This window comes from Streptomyces sp. NPDC005017 (genome assembly GCF_042873115.1).
Classification (GTDB): Bacteria; Actinomycetota; Actinomycetes; order Streptomycetales; family Streptomycetaceae; genus Streptomyces.
The window spans coordinates 425,412-447,755 of the sequence record NZ_JBIALD010000004.1; the positions used below are offsets into that span (position 1 = coordinate 425,412).

The following is a 22,344-nucleotide window of genomic DNA, read 5'->3' on the forward strand; positions in this document are numbered from 1 at the left end:
CGGTCGGCGGCTGCCCGGCCCAGACCAGGCCCGGCAGGAACGCCGCCGCGTGGCCCAGCCCGACCAGCCGCACGTGCGGCAGCAGATCCGTGGCCTCGAACCGTACGTCCGGTTCGAAGCCCGCGTCGCGGCACACGGCCATGGTCCAGTGGCGGGCGGCCGTGCCCTCGGGCTCCATCACCCACGGGCCGCCGGCCACCGAACGCAGCGTCGCCGACGGGCCGTCGGGGACCTTCTCGTGGCCGTCGCCCGGCAGGGCGAGGTGCGGCGAGTCGTCGACCAGCTCCGCCTCCTCCAGCCCGGCGGGCCGAGGGCGTGGGCCGCCCGGGTACTCCTCGGCGACGACCAGGTCGAAGTCCCGGGCCAGCAGCGCGGGGAGCGGCTTCGGGCTCGAGGTGGCGACCCCCGCCGTCCGAACCACCTGAACCACCTGAACCACCTGAACCACCCGAACCACCCGAACCACCCGAACCACCCGAACCATCCGAACCGGCCGAACCGGCCGACGTTGCCGACGGGGTGTCAGTGCCGCCTGCGATGATGTTGATCAACATCGGCGTCAACAGCACGGGAGCGGCTCATGGTCGAGCAGGCGGTACGGCCCATCGTCGAGGCGATCGTCGCGAAGGCCCCGCAGGGCTGGACCGAGGCGGTCATGCACGCCCGCGCGGGACGCGGCGGCTCCTCGGTGACGGGCGGCTACGCCCCGCGCGGCACCTCGTGGGGCCCCAGCCTGCCCAACCCGCACAGGGAACTGATGGCCCTGGCCGAGGTGTTGCGGGAGGATCGCGGCTGGGAGCCGGTGAGCATGGAGATACGCTGCCGGGCCTCGGGCGAGTTCCGGCTCACCGCCTTCCACGACGCCGTCGCCTGCGTCACCGGAGGGATGAGCGGCTTCCAGGCGGTCCTGGACCCCGACTACCGGCTGCCCCAGCCCGGCCTGTCCCAGGAGGCCGGAACCGCACCGCCCTCCGGCGACCCGGGCCTGGCCGTGGCCCGCTTCCACGCCTACCTCGACCGGCGCGCCGAGATCCTCGGCCGCCGTGACGAACTGAACCCGCCCGCCACGGCCGCCGAGCTGGCCGAGGCGGAGCGGCGCCTCGGCCGCCCGCTGCCCGCCGATCTGCGCGCCCTCTACCTGATCGCCGACGGCGAGTCCGCCGGGCACGACGGCGGCTGTCTGATCGCCGACAACCTCTGGCTCCCGCTGCGCGGCCTGGTCGCCGAGCACGTTGACTGGAGCGCGGGGGAGCGGCCCTGGTACGGCTGGGACCTGGAATGGAAGGCGGTCGTCTTCGACACGGCACCCGCCGACACCGTGCGCCGCTGCGGCGCCCACCCCGGCTGGCTGCGCTTCGCCACCAGCGAGGACGGCAACTACCTGGCCGTCGACACGGCACCCGCTCGCGACGGCCGCCCCGGCCAGATCATCAGAACCGGCCGTGACTACGACGAAGGCCCCGCCTACGTCGCCGACTCGGTCACCGCGCTCCTCGGCCGCTCCCTCGAACTCCTGGAGCAGGGCCGCTACGAACGGGACGGCGACTACCTCACCCTGCTCGAACCCGGCGACGGCTCCGGCACCCGGCAGATCATCGGCGCCGTCCCCGACGAGGTGCCGCCGGCTCTCCAGGCCATCCATGTCAACGACGCGACCGGCACGGTCGACCTCGCGCCCCTGACCGCCGCGCCCCGCCTCCGCCGTCTGCATCTCAACCGCTCCACGACGACCGACCTGACGCCGCTGCGCACCCTGCCGGTGGAGTCCCTGCGCGTCACCCTCGCGGACGGCGACCTGTCCCCGCTCACGGACCACCCCCACCTCACCTCCCTGGAGCTCACCACCACCGCGCCCCTCGCCCTCGCACCCCTGCGGAGCGTGCCGCAGCTGCGCGGCCTCGACCTCTCGGCGGCCGAGACCACGGACCCGGCCACGCTCGCCGACCTGACCGACCTGCGCTACCTCGCCCTGACGGCCGACCAGTGGGCGACCGTCCTGGACGAGGCCAAGGCCCCGCCCGCCCTCGCCGCGGCCCGGCTCGCGGACAAGGACGCGGGCTTCGAGGAGGCCTTGGCCTGGGCCGCCCGCCTGGGCCTGGACACGGGAGAGGCCCTTGCCGTCGACGGCAGCCTGTGAGGGTCGGGGAGACGCCGTCCTTCTCGCCCGGGAGTGCGCGGCGGCGGGCCGGTCGGGGGCTTTGTAGCATGACGGCATGTCGGAGATGAGTACGCGACTGCGCCTGGGAGGAGCCTTCGGGTACCTCCTGCTCGTCGTCACGCTCGTCCTCGGCGTGTTCGCCATGCACACCTTGGGCCACCCGGAGCACTCGTCCGGCCCTGCCGCGGGTGGTGTACACCACGCCGCGTCCGCCGCGCAGCACGACGGCATGGCAGCGGCGGTGGCCGACGACCCGGCTCCGGGTACGCCGTCGGCGGACGAGCCAGTGACGGTGATGGACGTGCTGTCCGTCTGCGTGGCCGTGCTCACCGGATGGCTGCTCGTGCTGTTCCTGTGCGCGGCGGCCGGCCGCAGGGACCGGCTGGCGGCACCGCTCGCCCGGGCCCCGGCCGTACGGCGGCGCTCCGCCCCGCCACCCTCCATACCCCTCCTCGATCAGCTCTCGGTACTGCGGATATAGGCCCGACCGCGGCGCGGGCCCCGTCCCGCCCGCGCACCCGGCGCGTTCCGCACCCACCGAACAGACCTGACCGAACGAGGTACTTCGCACATGACCGTCCACACCCCTGCCCCGAGCCGCCGCCGTGCGGCGATCGTGACCGCCGTCCTCGCCGGCGGCCTGCTGCTCTCCGCCTGCGGCACCGGCGACCCGGAGGGCACCCACCACGGGAGCGACAGCTCCGCCTCCGTCGCGCCGACCGCGGCCGGCACCCGGGCGCCCGGCGCCTTCAACGACGTCGACGTCACGTTCGCGCAGGCGATGATCCCGCACCACCAGCAGGCGCTGGAGATGGCCCGGCTCGCGGACGGCCGGGCCTCCGACGCGGAGATCAAGACCCTGGCCACCGCCATCGAGCAGGCCCAGGACCCCGAGATCCGGACCATGCGGGCCTGGCTGAAGGCCTGGGGCAGGCCCGAGTCCGCCGACCAGGGCATGCCCGGTATGCACCACGGCTCCGGCGCCTCGGACCACTCCGGGATGTCCGGCATGATGTCCGCCGACCAGATGCGCAGGCTCCAGACCGCCCAGGGCACCGCCTTCGACCGGCTGTTCGCCGAGCTGATGATCGAGCACCATGAGGGTGCCGTCACCATGGCGGAGGACCAGCGGAAGAACGGCCGTAACGCCACGGCCAAGAACCTCGCCGCGGACGTGGTCGAGAACCAGTCCGCCGAGGTCGAGAGGTTCCGGAGGATCCTCGACCGCCTCTGATCCGCCTCACCGACCGCCTGTCGGCCGCCCGTGCTTCGAGGACATCCCGAGAGGTCCGGGCGGCCGCCCCGCACCGCGGATCAGCCGCCGTCCTCGCCTCCGGAGGGCGGACCGGCGACGGCACCGTCCAGCCGTAGATTCCACCGCCCCGCCCGGCCCGTGAGAAGGACGGCGCCGAGCGGCGGCACGTCCACGCGCCAGAACGACCCGGGCGGCGCGGCCAGCGCGTGGACGACCGCGGCCCGCGCCACGGCCTGCTCGACCACCGCCACCACCCGCCCCGCGCCGGACGGCAGCCCGTCGAGCCACGCGGCGACCCTGCCGCACACATCGGCCACGGACTCGCCGCCGTGCGGCGCGGCCGAGGGGTCGCCGAGCCAGGCCCCGAACCCGGCGGGATCCGCGCTCGCGACCTCCTCGGGCGTACGTCCCAGCCAGTGGCCCATCTCCATGTCCCGCAGGGCCGGTTCGACGGCGACGGCCTCCCAGCCGAACGCCTCGACGGTACGACGGCACCGCAGCGAGGGCGCGCACAGGCGCAGGCCGGGGGCGGACGGATGCACGACCGTCGCACGGGCGTGCCTCAGCGCCCCCTCGTCCGGCGGGGAGTCGGCGAAGCGCACTTCCCGCCCGGCGGGCGCCGCGGCACACAGCAGCGTGAGCCGGATCGTCATGCGGGACCTCCTGACCGGATCGGCAGCGGCCCGGGCCCACCCGGACCGGACCGAATCGAGCCCGGCCGAACGGAACCGGGCCCGGCCGGACCGGAATCGGGCACGGCCGGGCCGTGCCGGACGGGCGCGGGGCCGACCCATCGTAGGTGGCGCACGCCATGTTGGCTGATGGGCCCCTTGCCTCTACGATCTGGGCGACAACAGAAGACGACGGCGCTTCGGAAGTCCGGTGCAAACCCGGCACGGTCGCGCCACTGTGTGCCGCAGGCTCCTGCTCCCCACCGGGGGCGGGAGGATGGCGGTGAGTCAGACCCGAAGCCGTCGTCGAGTGCTCCACAGACACGGGACGCGTGTTCCCGAGGAGGTCTCGCCATGGCGCAGTCCACTGCCGCCCCTGCCCCCGCCGCCCTGCCCACCGCGGCTCCGCTGCCCGTCCGGGCCGTCCTGCCCTGGGCCGTGTTCTTCGGCCTGTTGATGCTCGTCCTGCTCTACTTCGTCGGCGCCGAGCAGGGTGCCTTCGCGGTCTTCTCCGGTGAGGGTGTGCACGAGTGGGTGCACGACGGCCGTCACCTGCTCGGCTTCCCCTGCCACTGACGGGGAGCGCACACCGATGAACTCCGCAATCGTGCGTGCCCTGTTGGTGCGCGGCATGCTCGCGGGCCTCTGCGCCGGCGTACTGGCCTTCGCGTTCGCCTATCTGGTGGGCGAGGGGCCGGTCGACGCGGCGATCGCCTTCGAGGAGGCGAACTCCCACCACGCCCACGGCGGGGAGGAGTTGGTCAGCAGGTCGGCGCAGTCGACCGTGGGTCTGGCGACCGGTGTCCTCGTCTTCGGCGTGGCCGTCGGCGGCATCGCCGCCCTCGCGTTCTGCTTCGCGCTGGGCCGCATAGGCCGTTTCGGTCCCCGGGCCACGGCGGCGCTGACGGCGCTGGCCGCCTTCCTCACCGTCTACCTGGTGCCCACCCTGAAGTTCCCGGCGCAGCCGCCCGCCGTCGGCAACCCCGACACCATCGGGCAGCGGACCTCGCTGTACTTCCTGATGATCGCGCTGAGCGTCCTGCTCGGCGTGGCGGCGGTCCTGCTGGGCCGCCGCCTCGCCCCGGCCTGGGGCAACTGGAACGCCTCGATCGCCGCCGCGGTGGCCTTCGTGGCGGCCGTGACCGTGGCCATGGTGTTCCTGCCGTCCGGCGAGAACGCTCCCAAGGGCTTCCCCGCCACCGATCTGTGGGAGTTCCGCATGGCCTCCCTCGGCGTCCAGGCGATCCTGTGGGCGACGCTCGGCCTGCTCTTCGGTCCCCTCGCCGAACGCGTGCTGGAGCCGAGGCCCGCCACCGCGACAGCCGGTCGCGGAGCGGAGCTGTCCGCGCCGGTCGCCTGACGCACCAGGGCGCCGCGCACGGCGCCCACGCCCGGACCGGCCGGGGGCGCGCCCGCCCGGTCCAGGCGCCCTGTGCCGGTGTTCCGTCCAGGGACCCATTCGGGTCACCCGGACGGGACACCCGCAGGGGATCGTGCCCGGCCCGCCGGGCCGCGGGTTCACTGGCCGCATGCCCTTCGAAAAGTACGGTGTGCTGTCCGGGACACTCCACCGCCACTACCGCGACCAGGCCGACAACCAGGGCCGCTGGTTCCACGTCAACATCGAGGTGGACGCGCCCGGCGGGCGCTACCACTGCGCCGTGGACGTCGACAGCCACAAGTCCAACGTGGGCGTGCAGTGGAAGACGTTCACCCTGAACGCCGGCGCCCTCGGACCGGTCGCCGCCCTCGCGGCCGGGTACCACGACCTCGTCTCCGCGCCCGGCTCCGGAGCGCTGGACTACCTGCGGCACCCGGCGCTCCTGGACCGCTCGGGCGTGCTGTTCCAGCGTCGTCCCCCGTCCTGGCTCCAGGACCTCCTCGACCTGTTCGGCGCCCGGCCCTGGCACGCGGGCTCCAACGTCGACGCCGCCGCGGCACTGGAACCGACGCTGGTGCCCGGCCGACGGGTGCTGGTGTTCGGGGAGCCGTTCACCGACGACCCGGAGGGCGACCTCGGCATGCACAACGTCCACCAGAACCAGGGCGATCCGGCCGGCTCCCCGTGGTGGGACGAGAACGGCATCTGGCAGGACGGCGCCACCCTCTCCCGCCGCCCCGACGGCCGCTACGACGTCTTCCTGAACAAGTTCTCCAGCCAGGCCGACCACACGGACAACGCGGGCCACCCGGTGACCTGACCGCGGGCGACGACGGCAGCGTGCCGAGCGGACCTATCCGGTGACCGGCTCGTAGCCGCTGATCACGTACTCCGCCTCGTCGTCGAGCGCGTTCGTGTCCCAGTCCAGGGTGATGCGCTCCGGGCGGCCGTCGGGGGCGTACTCGGCCTCCGCGGTGGCGGCGCCCTCGCCGCGCGCCCGGTCCAGCTCCTTCAGGAGGTCGCCGAGGGTGGGCACCTGGCCGGGGGAGTTCGCGACCAGACGCCGCCCGCTGTCGTCGAGGCCGCGGGCGTGCGCGACCTCGTGGTTCGCGACCGTGATCCGGAAGCGTCCGATCAACGCGCGTTCCCCCGTACCGGAGTTGAGGGTGTACGTGTACGAGGCCGGCTCGGACCAGTTCGGTCGCGAAGCCGTCTCCTGTCCGTCGCCGCCGCACGCGGACAGGAGCCCGCCCAGCAGTGCGGTGGCGAGAACGGCGAGGGCACGGCGGGGTACGGCGGTCATGGCGGAGTCCCTTTCGATCTCGACTGCACCTGTGACGCCGTACCGCCGCCGAACGTTCGGGTGGCTCAGGAACTGGTGAGGACGACCAGCCGGCGGGTGGCGCGGGTCATCGCCACATAGCGGTCGACGCCTCCTTCGACGCCGTCGCCGAACCGCTCGGGGTCGACCAGGACCACGAGATCGAACTCCAGGCCCTTGGACAGCTCCGGTGTCAGCGAACGGACGCGAGGTGTGTCCCGGAACGTCGGATCGCCGATGACGCACGCGACACCCTCGGCGTTGGACTCGAGCCAGGTGCCGAGGACCGAGTCCAGTTCCGTCACGGAGCCGTGGACGACCGGCAGCCCGCTGCTCCGCACCGAGGTCGGCACGTTCGCGTCCGGGAGCACGGCCCGGATGACCGGCTCGGCCTCCGCCATGACCTCCCGGGGGGTGCGGTAGTTGATGCCGAGCGAGGTGATCTCGACCCGGTCGATACCGACCCGCTCCAGCCGTTCCCGCCACGACTCGCTGAAGCCGTGCCGGGCCTGGGCCCGGTCCCCGACGATCGTGAAGCTGCGGGACGGGCAGCGCTGGAGCAGCATCTGCCACTCGGCGTCGGTGAGTTCCTGGGCCTCGTCCACGACCACGTGCGCGAACGGCCCGGCGAGCAGGTCGGGCCGCTCGGCGGGCAGCGCGGCCTCGTCGACCAGGCTGTTCTGGAGATCGTCCCCCATCAGCATGGTCACCGCGCCCTCGCCGTCGTCGTCGGCCGCGAGGACGCTCGCGATGACGCCGGCCATGCGCTCACGCTGGGCGGCTACGGCCGCCTCGCGCCGCCGTCTGCGCCGGGTGACCGCCGGGTCGCCGAGCCGCTGCCGCGCCACGTCCAGCAGCGGCAGGTCCGACACCGTCCAGGCCTGCGGCTCGGCGCGCTGGAGCCGGCGCACCTCGTCCCGGTCCAGCCAGGGAGCGCACAGCCGCAGATACGCCGGGACCGTCCAGAGGTCCCCGACCAGGTCGGCGGCCTCCAGCAGCGGCCAGGCGCGGTCCAGGGTGCCGACGAGTTCCTGGTCGTGCAGCAGCGCCCGGCGGAACAGATCGGCCGGGACCTTTCCGCCGGCCTTGTCCAGCAGGATCGTGACCAGCTCCTCCCAGATCTGGTCACGTCCCTCGTTGTGCGGGGTGCCGGGCGCGGGCGCGCGGAACGCCTCGGCCCAGTCCTCGGGATCGAGCCGGATCTCCGCCCAGGGCGTGGAGACCGTCATGCCCTCGGTGGGCGGCTCCTCGTAGAACCGGACGGCCGGCTCGATCGCCCCCACCATGGCGGCGGACGACTTCAGCCGGGCCACCTCCGGGTCGCTCTCGCCGCCCGCCCCGGCTCCCTCCGCCACGAGATCGCGCAGCGTGCAGGTCTGCACGCCCTCCTCGCCGAGGCTGGGCAGCACGTCGGCGACGTACGCCAGGTAGGGCTGGTGCGGGCCGACGAACAGCACGGCGCCCCTGCGGTGGCCGAGGCGGGGGTCGGAGTACAGCAGATAGGCGGAACGGTGCAGGGCGACGACGGTCTTGCCCGTGCCCGGCCCGCCGTCCACCACCAGGGCGCCCTTCGAACCGGCCCGGATGATCGCGTCCTGGTCGGCCTGGATGGTGCCGAGCACGTCCCGCATCCGGGCGGACCGGTTGCCGCCCAGGCTGGCGATGAACGCCGACTGGTCGTCGAGTGCCGCGTGCCGGTCGAGGCCGTCGGCGGTGAACACCTCGTCCCAGTAGTCCTTGATCAGACCGCCGCTCCACCGGTACCTGCGCCGGCTCGCCAGACCCATGGGGTTCGCGTGGGTGGCCGCGAAGAAGGGCCCGGCGGCGGGGGAGCGCCAGTCGACCAGCAGCCGGTGTCCGGTGCTGTCGGTGAGGCCGAGCCGTCCGATGTAGAGGGGCTCGGCGTCGTCGGCCCCGACGATCCGCCCGAGGCACAGATCCAGCCCGAAGCGGCGCAGGGCCCGCAGCCGTCCGGCGAGCCGGTGCACCTCGGCGTCCCGGTCCATCGCCGCCCGGCCCACCCCGCCGGGCGCCCTCAGTACGAGGTCGAGCTGGTGCGAGGCGTCGGCGATCGCCTGCTCCAGACTCTCCTCGACGGCCGCGAAGTGCTTCTCGTCCTCGGCGACGAGGGCCGGGTCGGCCTTCGCGGCGAGCCGGCCGGGCAGGTCGAAGGGGCCGGTGGACCCGGCGCCGGACACGATTCCTGACGACAGCGAACGCAACTGGTGGAACTCCTCTTCGCACAGCTTGTGGTCTTCGGCCTGTGATTGTGCGACAGGACGGGGGCCTTGCGGCAAGTCCCCCCGTGCGCTATACGTTGAGAGTGGCAAGGAGTGGATGACTCCTTGCCGTTTCTTTTTGGGCCCGTCTCCCGCGAGTTCGGGGCCGTTTCCCGAGAGCTCTGGGCCGTTTCCCGTGAGGGCGCGGCGTGGGATCGTGTGAACCTTGCCGATTGGTCTGTACCTGTTGTGGCGAGGAGAGCCGATGCGTGCCACCACCGTCTTACCGGGGACTCCCTGTCCCGAGCCGCCGCCCGGGGACGTGCCCCTGCACCGCCTCGAGGTCGTCCCCGGCGCCGCGCCGTTCGCCGCGGGGTCCTTCGACGAGGTGGGCCCGCTGTCCCGGGCCGAGGACCCGCACCGGCACACCTTCCACGAGATCGTGCACGTCACCGCCGGCTCCGGCACGCACGTGGTCGACCTCGCCCGCTGGCCGGTACGCCCGCCGCACCTCGCCGTGATCAGCCCCGGGCAGGTGCACCACTGGGAGGGCGGCCGCGACCTGGACGGCACGCTCGTGCTGTTCACCGACGACTTCCTGGTGGACCACCCCGAGGACCGCGAGGTGCTGCGGCGCCTCGGCGAGCGCTGCTGGTTCGCGCTGGACCCCGGGGACGACGCGCGCACGGGGAGGCTGATGGCCGAGCTGGTGGGGGAGCACCGGCGGCGCGACCCCGGCTTCGAGAGCGTACTGCGGTCGCTGCTGCATGTCCTCGTCGTCCGCGCGGACCGGCTGCCCTGCCGGGACGGCGGGCGTCCTCCGTCGCCCGGCCGGCCGACCGCCCTGGCCGACGCCTTCACCCGGCTGATCGCCGGCCGGCAGGCGGCGGGCTGGACGGTGAGGGAGTGCGCGGGACATCTCGGCGTCACGCCCGGCTACCTCACCCAGGCCGTCCGGGCGGCGACCGGCCGCAGCCCCGGCCGGCTGCTGATCGAGGCCCGCGCGTACCAGGCCCAACAGCTGCTCGCCCACACCGAGTTGTCCGTACGGCAGGTCGCGGCGCGCACCGGATTCGCCGACCCCGCCTACTTCAGCCGCTTCTTCCGCAGGGAGACGGGTACCAGCCCCGGAGCCTTCCGAAAACACCACAGCCGCCGTCATCCGTCCATCGAAGCCCCCAGGCCGCACGCCTAGGTTCGTTGCCGATCCTCCGCCCCCACAAGGAGCAGCAATGGACAGCGAGACGAACCCCGAACGCGCGATCCCCCGAAAGACCGTGCTGCGCGCGGCACTTGCGGCCACCGCCGCCATACCCGCCGCCATGCTCGGCGGCCCGGCGCTGGCACGCACCTTCGCCGAGACCGGCTCCTCGCCCGAGCTCACCCCGCCCTGCGACGACGGCGACGACCCCACTCCGTCGCAGACCGAGGGCCCCTACTTCAAGCCCCGCTCGCCCCAGCGCACCAGCCTCCTCGAACCGGGCATGCCCGGCACGCGGCTGACCGTCTCCGGCTATGTCTTCGGCCTCGCCTGCCGTCCGATCGCCGGAGCCCTGCTGGACTTCTGGCAGGCCGACACCAACGGGGCCTACGACAACACCGGGTTCCGGCTGCGCGGCCATCAGTTCACCGACTCGCGCGGCTCCTTCGCCCTGACCACGATCGTGCCCGGCCTCTACCCCGGCCGCACCCGGCACATCCACGTCAAGGTCCAGGCGCCGAACCGGCCCGTGCTGACCACCCAGCTGTACTTCCCGAACGAGCCGCGCAACAACACCGACACGATCTTCGACCCGCGGCTGATCATGGCCGTACGGGACGCGGGCGGCGGCGGCCGGGAAGGAGCCTTCGACTTCGTCCTCGCCGTACCCCAGGACCCCGGCCCCACCCCCACACCGGGCGGTACGTGGACCGTCGGTGCCACGTACCGCGGCGGCGACCGCGTCACCTACGGGGGCCGCGCGTACCTCTGCCTCCAGACCCACACGGCCCAGCCGGGCTGGGAACCCCCGTACGTGCCTGCCCTGTGGCAGGCCGCCTGACCCCGAGGGGGAGCGGGTCCCGGCCGGGAGTCCGGACGTACGCCCGTCCGTCTACTCGTCGAACCAGACGACCAGACGGACCCGGGCGTCGCCGTGGCTCCCGGCCAGGGTGCGCATGACGTCCCAGACGGGACCCCATGGGCCGTCGGCGGGGACCATGTCGCGGCGGCGGGCCCGTTCGACGCGGAACACGGTGCCGCCGGTGTCCCACTCGGCACCCTCGTCCCACAGCTCACCGGCCAGGTCCGGATCGGTGGTCAGGGTGTCGACCCCGCTGGCCCGGCCGAACGCCCGGCTCCAGTCGTGCCGGTGGACCAGCCGCAGCGTCCCGTCGGGCTCGCGGCGGTAGCGCGAGACTCCGGCTCCCCGGGGCAGCGAGGGTTCGTCCCAGTCGACGCCGAGCACCTCGTCCCACCCCAGCCACGTGGCTCCGAACGCGGCGTCGCCCCATGACGCGTGCTCCGCCCGGACCACGTCCGACACGTCGTCGGGCAGCCCCCGCTGCCCGACGACCGGTCGCCACCGGCCGCCGAAGTCCCGCACCCCGAACAGGCAGACGAACCCGTCGTAGTCCCGGCCCATCCCGAGGGCGGCCAGCGAACCGCCGGTCCGCCACACGGTTTTGGCGCGGTACTCGACGAACCCGTGGATGTCGGTTCCCATGAACGGATTGCGCTACGAACCCGGACCCCCACCCGGATCAGGCCCGCACCCGGATCGGACTCCGACCCGTACCTGGACCCGCACCCGGGTCAGGCCCGTACCCGGATCGGGCTCCGACCCGCACCCGGATCAGGCCCGGATCAGGCCCGCACCGGACGGGACTCGGATCAGGCCCGGACCCCGACGGGACCCGGAGCCGGGATCGCGGCGCGGATGTGCGCCCCGCTCACAGACCCGCGAGCAACCCGTCGAGCGGTTCGGGTACGGCGTCGAGGTCGAGCGCCTCGACCAGGACCGTGCCGTAGCGGATCTTGCGGCCCTTCTTCGTGCCGAAGAAGCGGCGCAGCTGCTGGCCGGCGGGGCGGCCCTGCTGGGCGGGCTGGCGCAGGAAGGTCTCCAGGGGGCGGACCTCGCCCTCCGCGCGGACGAGTTCTCTCACCCGGTCCACGCCCAGGGCCCGGATCAGCTCGTCCTCCAGATCCGCCGTGCAGACGTAGAACCGCCGGTCCGCCGCACCCGCCCGGTCCAGGCCGCGGGCGTAGTAGCCGCGCTCCGCCTCGTCGCACAGGCCGGTGAGCGCGAGACCCAGGCCGGTCGGACCGAGGAGACCGGCGAAACGGCCGACGTTCATCGCGCCGCCCATCGACAGCACGCAGACACCCTCGGCGGCGAGGTCCCGGCCGCGCCGGGCGGCGAGGACGTCGACCGCCGCGGCGTCGCTCGGCCCCTCGAGCAGGACGACCGTGCGGACCCCCAGCTGTCCGGCGAGCTCACGCGCCCGGTCGCCCGGCCCGCCCGCTGCCCACGCGACGACCGCTTCCCCGAACGACCTCATATCCGCCATGGGACGAGTCTCCGGCCTGCCCGCCCGGCCGCGCCAGGGGATTTCCGCAGGCCGGAGGCGGCGGACCGGCCCCCGACCACGGTGGCGGCCGCGTCGCGCACCCCGCGTGACCGGACCGCCCGCGCGTGCCCCCGCGGTGGTGGACCCCGGCCGGGCGGGCGCAGACTTGACGCATGGGACAGCGTCTCAGCGACGTCAGCGCTCCCGCCCGGACGGCCCGCCCGGAGGAAGGCATCAGCCGGGAGGAACTCGCCCTGGCCGCACGCAACCACGGGCTGCCGCTCGAAGCCCTGCGCTACGACGTCACCCCACCGGGACTGCACTACGTCCTGACCCACTACGACATCCCGGCCACGGACGACCGGACCTGGACCCTGACCGTCGACGGCCGGGTACGCCACCCCCTGACCCTCGACCTCGCCGAGCTGCGCGCCCGCCCGGCCGTCACCCGGCGCGTGACCCTGGAGTGCGCGGGCAACGGCCGCGCCCTGCTGTCTCCCCGGCCCGTGAGCCAGCCCTGGCTGACGGACGCCGTCGGCACGGCCGACTGGACCGGGGTACCGCTGCGCGACCTGCTCGCCGAGGCCGGTGCCGCCGAGGACGCCGTGGACGTGGTGTTCACCGGCGCGGACCACGGCGTCGAACGCGGTGTCGAGCAGGACTACCGGCGCGCGCTGCCCCTGGAGGTGGCCCTGGGCGAGGAGGACGACGTACTCGTCGCCCACGGCATGAACGGGGCGCCGCTGCCGCCCCAGCACGGCCACCCGCTGCGGCTGATCGTGCCGGGCTGGTACGGCATGGCCCATGTGAAGTGGCTGCGCGCCGTCACCGTCAGCGGCACCCCGTTCACCGGCTTCCAGCAGGCCGTCGCCTACCGGCTGCGGCGGGAGGCCGGGGACGAGGGCGAGGCCGTCACCCGGATCGCGCCGCGCGCCCTGCTGCTGCCGCCCGGGTTCCCCGACTTCATGTCACGGGCCCGCGTCGTCCGGCCGGGCCCCGTCGAGCTGGAGGGGCGCGCCTGGTCGGGGCGTGCGCCCGTCACCGCCGTGGAGGTGACCACGGACGACGGTGCCACCTGGCGGCCCGCCGAGCTGGAGCCCCCGCCCGCCGGCAGCGCGCACCGCTGGGCCTGGCGCCGGTGGCGGCTGAGCTGGTCCGCCGAACCGGGGCGGCACCTGCTCGGCGCGCGGGCCACCGACGCGCGCGGCAACCGGCAGCCCGACCGGCCTCCGTGGAACCGCGGCGGCTTCGCCAACAACGAGGTGCACCGGCACGTCGTCCACTGCCTCCCCGCCCCCTGACGCCGCCGTACGGCGGTCAGCCCACCGCCCGCTTCACCAGCTCCGCGATCCGCCCGGCCACCTCGTCGGTCACGTCGGTCAGCGCGAAGGTGGTGGCCCACATGGAGCCGTCGTCCAGCTGCGCCGGGTCGTTGAACCCGAGCGTGGCGTAGCGGGCCTTGAACTTCGCGGCGCTCTGGAAGAAGCAGAGGACCTTGCCGTCCAGGGCGTAGGCGGGCATGCCGTACCAGAGCTTCGGCGCGAGCTGCGGGGCGTTCTCGGTGACCAGGGCGTGCACGCGCTCGGCCAGGACCCGGTCCTGGCCCTCCATCTCGGCGATCTTCGCCAGCACGTCCCGGGCCGCCTCGGCCTCCTTCTCCGCGCGGGAGCCGCGGCGCGCGGCCTTCTTCGCCTCCTGGGCGTGCTCCTTCATCGCGGCCCGCTCCTCGGCCGTGAACCCCTCGTACGTGCCCTTCTCGGCGGCGCTCATCGTGTCTCCCTCGTGGTGTTCCGTCCTTGGTGCACACAGCCTCTCGCGTGCGGCGGGAGGCGGCATCCGTGGTCACCACGGAAAGCACCACCGAGACCTCCGGGCCGCCCCACGCCGAGGTCTCCCGGGCGGCGCAGCGGGGACTGGACCGCCGCCCGGGAAGGAGTCGGGGAGTCAGGTCACACCAGTGGGGTGCGTGACCCGGGGGACCGTCAGGGGAAGCTGACGACGGTCGACGGGACGGTCGCGGTGCCCTCGGTGGGGGCGCCGGTGTCGTTGATGACGTGGTTGAACTGCCCGTTCCCGCCCAGCGAGACGGTCAGCAGGCTGTGGAACCTCACGCCGGGCTTCACCGGTGCCTTGAAGCCGTGGTCCTGACGGATCGTCGGGTCGACGTTGTAGTAGCAGTAGCTGCCCAGGCCCCAGCCCTCGTGGGTGTTCACCGAGTCGTCGACCCGGTAGGCCGCGTAGCCCCTGGTGGCGCCGTTCTGGATGGCGGCCTGGTTCGGGGCGTCGTAGGCCTTCTCGTTCTGGAAGAAGACCGTGCGGCCGCGCTCGCCGTACCACTCGACGTCGTACTTGTTGAAGTGCTCCACGAACAGGCCCGTGGCCAGCACGTCGTCACCGTTGACCCGGACGCCGTAGTCGGCGCGGTTGGTCTCCCAGCCGACGCCCTCGCCGTGGTCGGCACGCCAGACCCAGGTGTGGTCGATGATCGTGTCGTCGTTGTTGACCACCATGCTGGTGGTCGCCTTGCCCGCGCCCGCGCCGCCGATGCGGATGTAGACGTCCTGGACGGTGGTGGGGTTGGCGGTGTGGTCCGCGCTCGCGTTCTGCGGGCCGACCTCCAGCAGGGTGGTGGAGTTCACCGGTCCGGCGTCGATCAGGAAGCCGGCCAGCCGCACGCCGTCGACGTCGCCGACCCGCATCGCGGTCACGCCGTTGTCGGGGATGATCGTGGCGAGACCGAGGCCGAGCACGATCGTGTCGGCCCGGTTGATCTGGATCGTCCGGTCGACGTGGTACACGCCGGGCGTGAACAGCAGGTGCAGGCCCTGGTTCACGGCCTGGTTGATGGTGGCCGCGGAGGTGCCGGGCCTGACCACGTAGAAGTCGCTCAGCGGGACGGACCGGCCCTGCGGGGTGCCCGACTCCCAGGTCGTGCCGCGGGCGTTGGTGCGCAGCGCGGGGGCGAAGACCTTGTAGTCGTTGCCGTCGAGGTAGAGGAACGGCTTCTCACGCGAGACGGGGGTGTTGTTCAGCGTGGTGTAGCGCGGCTCGGGGAAGCCGGTCGCCGGGGCGCCGACGGTGCCCGAGAAGACCTGGTTCCACACGGAGTTGGACCAGCCGCCGATGGAGCTATCCCGGGTGTACCACTGCTGCTGCGAGTAGTTGCCGACCTGGCCGTCGATCTTGGAGTCGGCGATGTAGCCGCCGCTCGCCCAGCCGTAGCCGTTCGGGGCGAGGTTCAGGCCGCCCTTGACGTGCATCCGGCGGAACGAGGAGGCCTGGGAGACGGCCCAGCGGTCGGTGCCGTTGACCGGGTTGACCGCGAGGTTCTCCGCCGAACGCCAGAAGTTCTGCGTGGCGTTGCCGTTGAACCAGCCCGCGTCGACGGTGATGTCGCCGTTGATCAGGGTGTCGTCGGGCTTGAGGCCGAGACCGGCGATCTGGGTGTAGAAGCCGATCTGGGCGTTGAGGTTGTTGTAGGTGCCCGGCTTGAACAGGAAGGCGTGCCGGCCGTTGCCGAACTGGGCCGACTCCTGCTGCTGGAACACCGCGTCCAACTGGCCCTGGATGTTGGGCGTCGACGGGTCGATCACATGGACGTTGGGGCCGAGGTCGCCGCCGCCGGGCAGCTGCGGGACGGTGTCCCCGCCGCCGTAGACCTGGAACTCCCAGAGGGAGTAGCCGTATCCGGTGCCCCGGGTGATGCCCTGCAGCCGGACGTAGCGGCCGGTCCCCGACACGGTGAGGTCGTCGGTGCCGCCGTCGCCGGCGGTCACGGAGCGGACCGTGCGCCAGTCGGTGCCGTTGTCGGAGAGCTGGATGTCATAGGCCTTGCCGTACGCCGCCTCCCAGGTGAGGACGATGCGGCTGACGGCGGCGCTCTGGCCGAGGTCGACCTGGAACCACTGGTTGTCGTTCCACTGGCTGGCCCACCGGGTGCCGGTGAGATTGCCGTCGACGGCGGCGGAGGCCGCGAAGGAGGCGCCCTCCGTGGAGGACGCGGTGGCGGTGCGGCCCTGGGAGAGCAGGGTCTCGGCGGCACCGGCCGGGGTGGTCGGACCGAGCGCGAGCAGGGTGCCGATCAGGGTCGAGACCAGAGCGCCTGCGGCGGCGCGTCTGGCTGCCGGGGTGGAGCGCCGGAGGACCGGCGGCGTCCCGACTGGAAGCATGGGGGCTCCTCTTTTTACACAACGGAAACGGGGAGAGCGCTCTCCCGGAACCTTGCCCGCCTGTCGGTGGCCGGTCAAGGTTCGTGCGGCACTTTTCTTTTGACTTGCCTTAAGCCTTCAGGGATCTGGGAGGTGCCGTCCGGATCAGGCCATGGCGCCGACAAGATCCACATCGCGGCGCTCGGGCGGCATCCGCGCGTACCCGGACGGCGACAGGGCGTTAAAGTGCCTGGGTGGCGAAGAGGGGACCGACTCTGGAGGACGTCGCGCGCGAGGCCGGGGTGTCGCGGGCGACCGTGTCACGGGTGGTCAACGGTGTGCGCAATGTGGACCCGGAGATCCAGGAAGCGGTGCGGCTGGCCGTCGAGCGCACCGGATACACACCCAATCAGGCGGCCCGGTCACTGGTGACGCGCCGCACGGGCGCGGTGGCCCTGGTGCTCTCCGCGACGGGCGACGCCTTCGCCGCGCGGGTCTTCGCCGACCCGTTCTTCGGGCGCGTGGTGGACGGCGCGCTCGGCTTCCTGCGCGAGCGGGGCGTCCAGCCCGTCCTGCTGGTGGCCGAGTCGGAGCAGGCCAGGAGACAGGCGGTGGAGTATCTGGGGCAGGGTGCCGCCGACGGAGCCATGGTGGTCTCGCTCGACGTCGACGACCCGATGCCGGGGATGCTGGTGGCCGCGGGCGTGCCGACCGTACTGTTCGGCAGCCCTGCGGCGGGGCTGGGCACCGGCTGCGTCGACCTGGACAACGAGGCGGGTGCCCGGCTCGCCGCCCGGCATCTGCTGGCCCGCGGCCGCCGTCGCCTCGCCACCATCGCCGCCCCCGACTCCGCTCCGGCCGCCCGGCAGCGCCTGGACGGCTTCCGGCAGGCGCTGGCCGCGGCCGGGGTGAGCGACGTACCCGTGGTCAAGGGGCTGTTCACGGTGGCGAGCGGGCGGCGCGCGATGGCCCGGCTGCTGCGCGAACGCCCCGCACTGGACGGGGTGTTCGCGGCCAACGACCTGATGGCACAGGGCGCCTGCCAGTATCTGCGCGAGCAGGGCGTCGCGGTGCCCGGCGACGTGGCGGTGGTGGGCTTCGACGACTCCAGCGCCGCGACCGAGTGCCGCCCCGCCCTGACGACGGTCCGCCAGCCCGTGGAGGAGATGGCCGCGGCGATGGCCCGGCTGCTCGTGGAGCAGCTGCACGACACCACCGAGGCGGGTGCCTCGGTGGTGTTCCAGCCGGAACTGGTGGTGCGGGAGTCGGCCTGACCGGGGCGCCCCTGACCGTGTCGCGCCCCGGTCAGGGGTCTTCAGGAGGTGGCGCCGCGGTGGGCCCGGACGATGTCCGCGTAGCGGCGGCCACTGCTCTTGACGGTGCGCTTCTGCGTCGCGTAGTCGACGTGGACCAGGCCGAAGCGCTTGTCGTAGCCGTACGCCCACTCGAAGTTGTCCAGCAGGGACCAGGCGTAGTAGCCCGCGAGCGGCGCGCCCTTGCGGATCGCGCGGGCGCAGGCGCCCAGGTGCTCCTCCAGGTAGCGGGTGCGCCCGGGGTCGTGCACGCTGCCGTCGGCGGCGACGGTGTCGGGGTAGGCCGAGCCGTTCTCGGTGACGTAGATGCGGCGCACCCCGTAGTCCTCGGTCAGGCGCATCAGCATGCCCTCCAGACCGGCCGCGTCCACCGGCCAGTCCATGCCGGAGCGCGGCACGCCGGGAACGCGCACCTCACGGGCGTACGGCACGGGGCCCTGCGGGTCGTCGGTGACCACGGACGGGAAGTAGTAGTTCAGACCGTGCCAGTCCGTGGGCGTGGCCATGATCTCCAGGTCGCCCGCGCGCTCGGGCAGCTCCACGCCGTACAGCTCGCGCATGTCCGCGGGGAAGCCTCGGCCGTAGACCGGGTCGAGCCACCAGCGGTTGGTGTGGCCGTCCAGCCGGACGGCGGCCGCCGCGTCCTCGGGGCTCGCGGAGGCCGGCTCGACCGTGGAGTGGTTGGTGACCAGGCCGATCCGCGCGCCGGGCGCGGCGGCCCGGACCGCCTGCACGGCCAGGCCGTGGGCGAGCAGCAGATGGTAGGAGGCCCGCACGGCGGCCGTGAGGTCGGTCAGTCCGGGGGCCATCCGGCCCTCCAGGTGACCGATCCAGCCCGAGCACAGCGGCTCGTTCAGGGTGGCCCACTGGGTGACGCGGTCGCCGAGGCGCTCCGCGACGACGGAGGCGTACGCGGCGAGGTGCTCTGCGGTGGCGCGCTCGGGCCAGCCGCCGCGGTCCTGGAGCGCCTGGGGGAGGTCCCAGTGGTACAGCGTGACGGAGGGCGAGATGCCCGCCTCGAGCAGCCCGTCCACCAGCCGGTCGTAGAAGTCCAGGCCCGCCGCGTTGACCGGGCCGTCACCGCCGGGCACGACGCGGGGCCAGGCGATGGACATCCGGTAGGCGCCGGCGCCGAGCTCCTTCATCAGGGCGACGTCCTCGGGCCAGCGGTGGTAGTGGTCGCACGCCACATCGCCGTGGTCGTCGTTGTCCACGCGGCCGGGCGTGTGCGAGTAGGTGTCCCAGATGGAGGGGGCACGGCCGTCCTCGGCCACCGCGCCCTCGATCTGGTAGGCGGAGGTCGCGGTGCCCCAGGTGAAGTCCGCCGGGAAAGCGGCCAGGTCGAGGTCGGACGGGGCTGCGGAATCGGACACGGAGAACCTCTCAGAAAGGCGAGCAGAAGCAGGGGAAAGGGGTGCGCCGCACCCGGCGGGAGCGCTCCCGCCGAGGGCCGGGCCGGCCGGCTGCCCGCGGCGCGGGGCAGGGGCCGTGCGGGCCCCGGCCCGGCCCCGCGGCGCCCGGCCGGGCCGCCGCACGGCAGGGCCCGTGGGGTGCGGCCGTGCTACTTCACGGCACCCGCGGTCAGACCGGTGACCAGGTAGCGCTGGAGCAGCAGGAACCCGGCGACCACGGGCAGGCTGACGACGAGCGAGGCGGCCATGATCTGGTTCCAGTACACGTCGTTGAGCGTCGAGTAGCCCTGGAGACCGACGGCGAGGGTGCGGGTGGTCTCGTTGGTCATCACCGAGGCGAACAGCACCTCGCCCCAGGCGGTCATGAACGCGTACACCGAGACCGCGATGATGCCGGGCACCGCCGCCGGGACGATCACCCGGAACAGCGCGCCGAGCGGCCCGCAGCCGTCGACCTTGGCGGCCTCGTCCAGATCGCGCGGGATCGAGTCGAAGTACCCGATCAGCATCCAGATGGAGAACGGCAGCGAGAAGGTCAGATACGTCAGGATCAGCCCGCCCCGGGAGCCGAACAGCGCGATGCCGGTGGCGTTGCCGATGTTGACGTAGATGAGGAACAGCGGCAGGAGGAAGAGGATGCCGGGGAACATCTGCGTCGACAGCACGGTGACCGTGAAGACCTGCTTGCCGCGGAAGTCGTACCGGCTGACCGCGTACGCCGCGAAGATCGCGATGACGACGGAGCAGACCGTGGCCGCGACCGAGACGGCCAGGGAGTTGACGAAGTAGTCCGCGAGCGGAACGGTCTCCCAGATGTCGAAGTACGGCCTGACGGTCAGCTCCGACGGGATCCACTGGAACTTGCCCGAGACGTCCCGCAGCGGCTTCAGCGAGCTGGAGATCATCACGTACACGGGCAGCAGGACGAACCCGGTGAGCAGGGTGAGGAAGATCCGCCGGCTCCACAGGAAGGACCGCGGGGCGGCCATCGGCGAGCGGACGGCCTCTCGCTGCGTGGTGTCAGACACCGGCCTTCCTTCCTCGGTTGGTGACGAGCAGATAGACACCGGTCACGACCAGCAGGAACAGCAGCAGCAGGACGGACATCGCCGAGCCCGTGCCGAAGTTCCAGGTCTGGAACGACGTCTGGTAGATGTGCACCGAGATCAGGTCGGCGGACTCGGGCGCCGCCTTGCCGAACAGCACGTACGGCGTGTTGAAGTCGTTGAACGTCCACAGGAACAGCACCAGAACGAGCACCTGGTTGACCGGGCGCAGGGCCGGCAGGGTGATGTGGCGGATCTGCTTCCACATGCCCGCCCCGTCCAGCGACGCGGCCTCGTACATGTCCCGGGGGATGTTCTGGAGGCCGGCCATCAGGGTCAGGAAGGCGAACGGCCAGCCCTTCCACACGGAGACGGTCAGCAGCGCCCAGAACGCGTTGTCGCCGATCAGCCAGAACGACGGCTCGTCGGTGAGGCCGAGCTGGTCGTGCAGGACGTGGTTCACCAGGCCGTTGTCGTGCTGGAACATGAACACCCAGGTGATGACGGCCGCGTAGACCGGCAGGGCGTACGGCACGAGGAACAGGGTGCGCAGCAGGCCGCGGCCGCGGAACTGCTCCTGGAGGAAGACCGCGGCGGCCATGCCGATCAGCCAGCACAGGCCCACCGAGCAGACGGTGAACAGGCACGTGGTCCAGAAGGACCGCAGCAGCGCCTCGCCGACGGGGGCGTCGAAGTCCACCGCCATCTTGAAGTTGTCGAGGCCGGACCAGGGCGCGGCGGCCCAGTCGCGGATGTAGAACTGGGTGAGCTCCTTGAAGCTCATGACGATGCCCATCAGCATCGGCACGAGGTGCACGAGGAGTTCGAAGACGAGCGCGGGCAGGAGCAGCAGATAGGGCAGTCCGATGCGGCGCAGCCGCCCGGAGCGAGGGGCCTTCCCCTTCGCTCCGGGACGCTTCCCGGCCCGCACCGTCTTCGCCCCGTGCTCCCGGGGGGTGACGGTAGTGGTCATGGAGGGCTTCGCTCTCAGCTGTTCGGCATCTGTTGCTGGGCCTTGTCGAGTGCGGCCTTGACGGTGGCGGTGGTGGTCTTCTTGCCGGCGGCCGCGTCGGCGAAGAGTTCCTTGACGGCGGTGCCGACGGCGGTCTCGAACTGGGATTCGTCGGCGACCTGGGGGAGGGCGGCGGCGCTGGTGGCGAGGGTCTGCCTGAGGACGGCGTTGGCGGGGGTGTCGAAGGCGGGGTCCTCCTGGGCGGCGCGGACCGGGGGGATGCTGCTGTAGGCCTGGTTGAGGATCTTCTGTTCGGTGTCGCTGGTGAGGAATCTGACGAGTTGGGTGGCGCCGTCGAGGTTGTGGCTGTTCTTGAAGACGGCGAGGTTGATGCCGGCGACCATGGAGTTGGTCTGGGTGCCGGTGCCGGGGGTGCCGTTCTGGACGGGGACGGGGGCGACGCCGTAGGCGTCCTCGTCCATGCCCTGGGACGTGAGGTTGGCGGAGGCGGACTGCCAGAGCAGGAAGGCGGTCTTGCCGGTGGCGAAGTCGGCGACGGACTGGTTCTGGGCGTATTCGGCGTTGCCGGCGGGGATGGCCTGGTGGGTGGCCATGAGGTCGATGTACTGCTTGACGGCGGTGACGATCTTCGGGTTGGTGAAGTCGGGTTCGCCGTCGGGGGTGAAGAAGTCGGCGCCGTGCTGTTTGGCGAGGGTGAAGACGTGGTGGACGTTCTCGGCGGGGTTGGCGCCCTCGGCGCCGAGGACCTGCTTGCCGTCGGCCCGGATCTTCTTTCCGGCGGTGGTGAGTTCGTCCCAGGTGGTGGGGGGTGGGTGATGCCGGCGTCGGTGAGGATCTGCTTGTTGTAGTAGAGGGCGTAGGCCATGGAGTAGAGGGGGACGGCGGCGGGGTCCTGGCC

At 72.7% G+C, this 22,344-nt stretch carries 20 protein-coding genes, 2 pseudogenes and 1 riboswitch; of the genes and pseudogenes, 10 read left to right on the plus strand and 12 right to left on the minus strand.

All coding sequences use genetic code 11. The features are described 5' to 3' along the window. Window positions 1–49: 49 nt before the first annotated feature. Window positions 50–484 (minus strand): annotated as a pseudogene (locus ACFYR0_RS09130) (LysR substrate-binding domain-containing protein); the annotation flags it as partial. Between the two features lie 96 nt (window positions 485–580). Between ACFYR0_RS09130 and ACFYR0_RS09135 the strand changes: the two are divergent. From ACFYR0_RS09135 to ACFYR0_RS09145, 3 genes are all read left to right on the plus strand, one after another. Next, window positions 581–2,137 carry an SMI1/KNR4 family protein gene (locus ACFYR0_RS09135; protein ID WP_389323675.1) on the plus strand — a complete coding sequence of 519 codons (1,557 nt, stop codon included), beginning with the start codon at window positions 581–583 and terminating at the stop codon, window positions 2,135–2,137. 76 nt (window positions 2,138–2,213) lie between these two features. Then, window positions 2,214–2,639, plus strand: a complete 426-nt coding sequence (locus tag ACFYR0_RS09140; RefSeq protein WP_389323678.1) for a DUF6153 family protein — start codon at window positions 2,214–2,216, stop codon at window positions 2,637–2,639. A gap of 90 nt (window positions 2,640–2,729) precedes the next feature. Next, window positions 2,730–3,392 (plus strand): DUF305 domain-containing protein, encoded by a 663-nt coding sequence (locus ACFYR0_RS09145; protein WP_389323681.1) that lies wholly within the window; start codon window positions 2,730–2,732, stop codon window positions 3,390–3,392. An 80-nt stretch (window positions 3,393–3,472) separates the two neighbouring features. On the opposite strand, the gene ACFYR0_RS09150 is transcribed toward ACFYR0_RS09145, so the two are convergent. Next, a complete protein-coding gene (locus ACFYR0_RS09150) occupies window positions 3,473–4,066 on the minus strand; it encodes a histidine phosphatase family protein (RefSeq protein WP_389323684.1) in 594 nt (197 codons plus the stop codon). A gap of 220 nt (window positions 4,067–4,286) precedes the next feature. Next, window positions 4,287–4,378, plus strand: a riboswitch (cobalamin riboswitch). 60 nt (window positions 4,379–4,438) lie between these two features. Between ACFYR0_RS09150 and ACFYR0_RS09155 the strand changes: the two genes are divergently transcribed. The 3 genes from ACFYR0_RS09155 to ACFYR0_RS09165 all read left to right on the plus strand — a co-directional run bounded on the left by ACFYR0_RS09155 (window position 4,439) and on the right by ACFYR0_RS09165 (window position 6,285). Next, on the plus strand, window positions 4,439–4,660 hold the full coding sequence (locus ACFYR0_RS09155) for a CbtB-domain containing protein (protein WP_389323686.1): 222 nt from the start codon (window positions 4,439–4,441) through the stop codon (window positions 4,658–4,660). Window positions 4,661–4,676: 16 nt separating this feature from the next. After that, window positions 4,677–5,444: a CbtA family protein gene (locus ACFYR0_RS09160; protein ID WP_389323689.1), complete on the plus strand. Its 768-nt coding sequence runs from the start codon at window positions 4,677–4,679 to the stop codon at window positions 5,442–5,444. Window positions 5,445–5,613: 169 nt separating this feature from the next. Beyond that, the gene (locus ACFYR0_RS09165) at window positions 5,614–6,285 is read left to right on the plus strand and encodes a DUF2278 family protein (RefSeq protein ID WP_389323693.1); all 672 of its coding nucleotides are present in this window, start codon (window positions 5,614–5,616) and stop codon (window positions 6,283–6,285) included. A 33-nt stretch (window positions 6,286–6,318) separates the two neighbouring features. On the opposite strand, the gene ACFYR0_RS09170 is transcribed toward ACFYR0_RS09165, so the two are convergent. Together ACFYR0_RS09170 and helR are read right to left on the minus strand one after the other, a co-directional pair. After that, entirely contained in the window at window positions 6,319–6,768 is a 450-nt protein-coding gene (locus ACFYR0_RS09170; protein ID WP_389323696.1) for a DUF6174 domain-containing protein, read from the minus strand. 65 nt (window positions 6,769–6,833) lie between these two features. Then, entirely contained in the window at window positions 6,834–9,008 is a 2,175-nt protein-coding gene (helR, locus tag ACFYR0_RS09175; RefSeq protein WP_389323699.1) for an RNA polymerase recycling motor ATPase HelR, read from the minus strand. Window positions 9,009–9,270: 262 nt separating this feature from the next. Here helR and ACFYR0_RS09180 point away from each other — a divergent pair, with 262 nt between their 5' ends. Together ACFYR0_RS09180 and ACFYR0_RS09185 are read left to right on the plus strand one after the other, a co-directional pair. Continuing rightward, window positions 9,271–10,200, plus strand: coding sequence for an AraC family transcriptional regulator (locus ACFYR0_RS09180; RefSeq protein ID WP_389323702.1), 930 nt, complete (start codon window positions 9,271–9,273; stop codon window positions 10,198–10,200). 37 nt (window positions 10,201–10,237) lie between these two features. Then, window positions 10,238–11,047, plus strand: coding sequence for a carbohydrate-binding protein (locus ACFYR0_RS09185; protein ID WP_389323705.1), 810 nt, complete (start codon window positions 10,238–10,240; stop codon window positions 11,045–11,047). A gap of 51 nt (window positions 11,048–11,098) precedes the next feature. Here the strand turns inward: ACFYR0_RS09185 and ACFYR0_RS09190 are convergent, their stop codons facing one another. Then, window positions 11,099–11,710, minus strand: coding sequence for a hypothetical protein (locus tag ACFYR0_RS09190; RefSeq protein ID WP_389323708.1), 612 nt, complete (start codon window positions 11,708–11,710; stop codon window positions 11,099–11,101). 226 nt (window positions 11,711–11,936) lie between these two features. Further along, the gene (locus ACFYR0_RS09195; RefSeq protein ID WP_389323711.1) at window positions 11,937–12,554 is read right to left on the minus strand and encodes a TOPRIM nucleotidyl transferase/hydrolase domain-containing protein; all 618 of its coding nucleotides are present in this window, start codon (window positions 12,552–12,554) and stop codon (window positions 11,937–11,939) included. A 173-nt stretch (window positions 12,555–12,727) separates the two neighbouring features. Here ACFYR0_RS09195 and ACFYR0_RS09200 point away from each other — a divergent pair, with 173 nt between their 5' ends. Next, window positions 12,728–13,855, plus strand: a complete 1,128-nt coding sequence (locus tag ACFYR0_RS09200; protein WP_389323714.1) for a sulfite oxidase — start codon at window positions 12,728–12,730, stop codon at window positions 13,853–13,855. A 16-nt stretch (window positions 13,856–13,871) separates the two neighbouring features. Here the strand turns inward: ACFYR0_RS09200 and ACFYR0_RS09205 are convergent, their stop codons facing one another. Together ACFYR0_RS09205 and ACFYR0_RS09210 are read right to left on the minus strand one after the other, a co-directional pair. After that, window positions 13,872–14,324, minus strand: coding sequence for an iron chaperone (locus ACFYR0_RS09205; RefSeq protein ID WP_389323717.1), 453 nt, complete (start codon window positions 14,322–14,324; stop codon window positions 13,872–13,874). Window positions 14,325–14,536: 212 nt separating this feature from the next. Beyond that, a complete protein-coding gene (locus ACFYR0_RS09210) occupies window positions 14,537–16,723 on the minus strand; it encodes a discoidin domain-containing protein (protein ID WP_389323720.1) in 2,187 nt (728 codons plus the stop codon). Window positions 16,724–16,956: 233 nt separating this feature from the next. Between ACFYR0_RS09210 and ACFYR0_RS09215 the strand changes: the two genes are divergently transcribed. Further along, window positions 16,957–17,976 (plus strand): LacI family DNA-binding transcriptional regulator, encoded by a 1,020-nt coding sequence (locus ACFYR0_RS09215; RefSeq protein WP_389323723.1) that lies wholly within the window; start codon window positions 16,957–16,959, stop codon window positions 17,974–17,976. A 41-nt stretch (window positions 17,977–18,017) separates the two neighbouring features. Here the strand turns inward: ACFYR0_RS09215 and ACFYR0_RS09220 are convergent, their stop codons facing one another. The 4 genes and pseudogenes from ACFYR0_RS09220 to ACFYR0_RS09235 form a co-directional block, all read right to left on the minus strand. After that, a complete protein-coding gene (locus tag ACFYR0_RS09220) occupies window positions 18,018–19,388 on the minus strand; it encodes a GH1 family beta-glucosidase (RefSeq protein WP_389323726.1) in 1,371 nt (456 codons plus the stop codon). Window positions 19,389–19,576: 188 nt separating this feature from the next. After that, window positions 19,577–20,416, minus strand: a complete 840-nt coding sequence (locus ACFYR0_RS09225) for a carbohydrate ABC transporter permease (protein WP_389323785.1) — start codon at window positions 20,414–20,416, stop codon at window positions 19,577–19,579. Between the two features lie 31 nt (window positions 20,417–20,447). Further along, the gene (locus ACFYR0_RS09230) at window positions 20,448–21,446 is read right to left on the minus strand and encodes a carbohydrate ABC transporter permease (protein ID WP_389323729.1); all 999 of its coding nucleotides are present in this window, start codon (window positions 21,444–21,446) and stop codon (window positions 20,448–20,450) included. 14 nt (window positions 21,447–21,460) lie between these two features. After that, window positions 21,461–22,344: pseudogene (locus tag ACFYR0_RS09235) on the minus strand (extracellular solute-binding protein); the annotation flags it as partial.

Coding starts and splice junctions, on each gene's coding strand:
- ACFYR0_RS09135 (WP_389323675.1), top strand. CDS start 581: ATGGTCGAGCAGGCGGTACGGCCCATCGTCGAGGCGATCGTCGCGAAG.
- ACFYR0_RS09140 (WP_389323678.1), top strand. CDS start 2,214: ATGTCGGAGATGAGTACGCGACTGCGCCTGGGAGGAGCCTTCGGGTAC.
- ACFYR0_RS09145 (WP_389323681.1), top strand. CDS start 2,730: ATGACCGTCCACACCCCTGCCCCGAGCCGCCGCCGTGCGGCGATCGTG.
- ACFYR0_RS09150 (WP_389323684.1), bottom strand. CDS start 4,066: ATGACGATCCGGCTCACGCTGCTGTGTGCCGCGGCGCCCGCCGGGCGG.
- ACFYR0_RS09155 (WP_389323686.1), top strand. CDS start 4,439: ATGGCGCAGTCCACTGCCGCCCCTGCCCCCGCCGCCCTGCCCACCGCG.
- ACFYR0_RS09160 (WP_389323689.1), top strand. CDS start 4,677: ATGAACTCCGCAATCGTGCGTGCCCTGTTGGTGCGCGGCATGCTCGCG.
- ACFYR0_RS09165 (WP_389323693.1), top strand. CDS start 5,614: ATGCCCTTCGAAAAGTACGGTGTGCTGTCCGGGACACTCCACCGCCAC.
- ACFYR0_RS09170 (WP_389323696.1), bottom strand. CDS start 6,768: ATGACCGCCGTACCCCGCCGTGCCCTCGCCGTTCTCGCCACCGCACTG.
- ACFYR0_RS09180 (WP_389323702.1), top strand. CDS start 9,271: ATGCGTGCCACCACCGTCTTACCGGGGACTCCCTGTCCCGAGCCGCCG.
- ACFYR0_RS09185 (WP_389323705.1), top strand. CDS start 10,238: ATGGACAGCGAGACGAACCCCGAACGCGCGATCCCCCGAAAGACCGTG.
- ACFYR0_RS09190 (WP_389323708.1), bottom strand. CDS start 11,710: ATGGGAACCGACATCCACGGGTTCGTCGAGTACCGCGCCAAAACCGTG.
- ACFYR0_RS09195 (WP_389323711.1), bottom strand. CDS start 12,554: ATGGCGGATATGAGGTCGTTCGGGGAAGCGGTCGTCGCGTGGGCAGCG.
- ACFYR0_RS09200 (WP_389323714.1), top strand. CDS start 12,728: ATGGGACAGCGTCTCAGCGACGTCAGCGCTCCCGCCCGGACGGCCCGC.
- ACFYR0_RS09205 (WP_389323717.1), bottom strand. CDS start 14,324: ATGAGCGCCGCCGAGAAGGGCACGTACGAGGGGTTCACGGCCGAGGAG.
- ACFYR0_RS09210 (WP_389323720.1), bottom strand. CDS start 16,723: ATGCTTCCAGTCGGGACGCCGCCGGTCCTCCGGCGCTCCACCCCGGCA.
- ACFYR0_RS09225 (WP_389323785.1), bottom strand. CDS start 20,416: ATGGCCGCCCCGCGGTCCTTCCTGTGGAGCCGGCGGATCTTCCTCACC.
- ACFYR0_RS09230 (WP_389323729.1), bottom strand. CDS start 21,446: ATGACCACTACCGTCACCCCCCGGGAGCACGGGGCGAAGACGGTGCGG.